Raw genomic sequence first — 1,903 nt, forward strand, 5'->3', positions numbered from 1 at the left:
CAATCAAATCGCCGTCATAAGGCGCAAACTTTAGGCTATCTGAATCCATCCGGTTGTTTCTCCCGGTGACGGATTGACCCATAATGCAGTGACGGCATCAGTTTTGATGTACATACCATTGAGGTTGGCAACGTATATGCCGTTAGGATCGGCCTCAGTTCCTTTCTGTGGGGTTAGCTCACGAAGCCGGCCCAAGTAGTCGTCTATCAACCAGCCAGGCCAGCCAAGGCGCTCAAGGTCGCCATAGGATAAGAGGCTATCTTGCCGCATCAGTTAACCTCATTTATCTCGACGCCGGTCACGCTGAAGACGCCTTTGGAGAATCCGCGTAGCTTAACACCCATCCATCGGGGATAATCGCCAAGCCTGCGAATGATGATCCTGTGTTGATAGTCACCCTGAGCGCCACGCGGAGCCAGTACGGGAGAGCCAAACAATGCGCCATCCTTGGTGGTGGAGAAATAGACCACATCATCCTTAACGGTGCTATGGCCTGGGGCCGTCACTAGCTCAGCTACTTTAACGGTAGAGCCCACTCGCACCAGTGGAGACTGGCATTCCCATTCAACGGCTTCGTCATACTGGGTGCAAACCGTTTCATCTAGGCGGCCAATCGTCCCATCTTGCTTGTCGCCATAGATCCAGCTAGATGCCTCATCACTTATGTTGCGCGGGTCGTATACTCCGTTAATGGCTCGATAGCTTTCGCCGTTAGAATCCCACCGATACCAGATGTTTTCTTGCAGCTTGCCGCTAAGGGTCACGTCAAACACCAACACGTCTCGGGGTAAGTGGCATATAACCAAACCTTGATCTCTGGTGTCTCTATATTCCAATTTGATATTAGTAAGCTCAAAGTCAGAATAGCCGTCAATGATGCTATCAATCTCTTTTGTGCTGATATTGCTGTAGCTGTTGGTCATCAGATAGAAAGAGGGGCTGTATTCTTTTGAGCCGCCGAATATGACCCACTGACCATCACCAATACTCACTTTGGCATCTGTTCCGACGATGCCAATAGGCAGGGCTGCGTTAGGTATACGGGCAAATGGAAAGGCCGGTCCTGCGTTGTTGTAGAAGCGCTCAGTAGTGTATCGGTTGAAGGCCAACAGCTTATTGTCTGTGGATTTCTCAATGCCTATGATTTCATCGGGGGCAAAGTCTGAGCCTGCCCGCTCGTTACCACCAAAAGAAGTCTCATCAGCAAGCAAAGTGTTATACAGGTTCTCGCCATCAGTGAAGATGTAGTATCCATCAATCCAGCACATATCAATGAACGGATTAGAGCCAAGTGGGCGGGCTATCTGTGCGAATGTGGTGCCGTCATAGCGGTAGTATTCGCCGTTAGCCACAAAGGCCACGGAGTTAAACGAGTTGGCGAACCTAGCCTGATTAGAGCCTGGCACAGATATTCCGCCGCTCAGGTCAGTGACATCACCGAACTCGTCAACCTTGACAAAGGTATCACCGGATAGCCGGTAGTGCTGTCGGAATCGCTCAGACCATATGCCGCCACGGTCAGCACCAAAACCAGTGGCAAATGCTCTCAGGCCGTCAGCCGTTCGCAGGTAGCCAGACCATGAGCCGATGGACTGATAGAAGCCCACCATGTTACGCGGCAGGGTATCACGCCATTCTGCGTCTACATCAATGCGGGTGCCTTTAACAAGGGGTAGCTTCATGGCGTAGTCGTAATTGGGTCATCACCTTCATCGGTGAGATAGTCGTTACTGGTCACGATGCGATTGGCAGGATGATAATACTTGTTGGAGAACGGCGAACCGTTAGCCATGCCACGCGGGAACCTGCGGGGATACTGCACATCTTGAAGCTCAACCGTGCGATTGCTGATAGTCTGCATTCCCTGAGCCGCAATGCGCTGCATACTGGGGGTGTACTGCTT

Annotated in this window: 2 protein-coding genes; both read right to left on the bottom strand. The window is 51.4% G+C overall.

Features of this window, described 5'->3' with window-relative positions:
• Window positions 1–269: 269 nt before the first annotated feature.
• Window positions 270–1,682, bottom strand: coding sequence for a packaged DNA stabilization protein (locus V6D20_20590; protein ID HEY9818178.1), 1,413 nt, complete (start codon window positions 1,680–1,682; stop codon window positions 270–272).
• The coding region (locus tag V6D20_20595; protein HEY9818179.1) for a hypothetical protein at window positions 1,679–1,903 on the bottom strand (225 nt) is incomplete at its 5' end. The genes V6D20_20595 and V6D20_20590, both read right to left, overlap by 4 nt.

The organism is Candidatus Obscuribacterales bacterium (assembly GCA_036703605.1).
Lineage (GTDB): Bacteria > Cyanobacteriota > Cyanobacteriia > RECH01 > RECH01 > RECH01.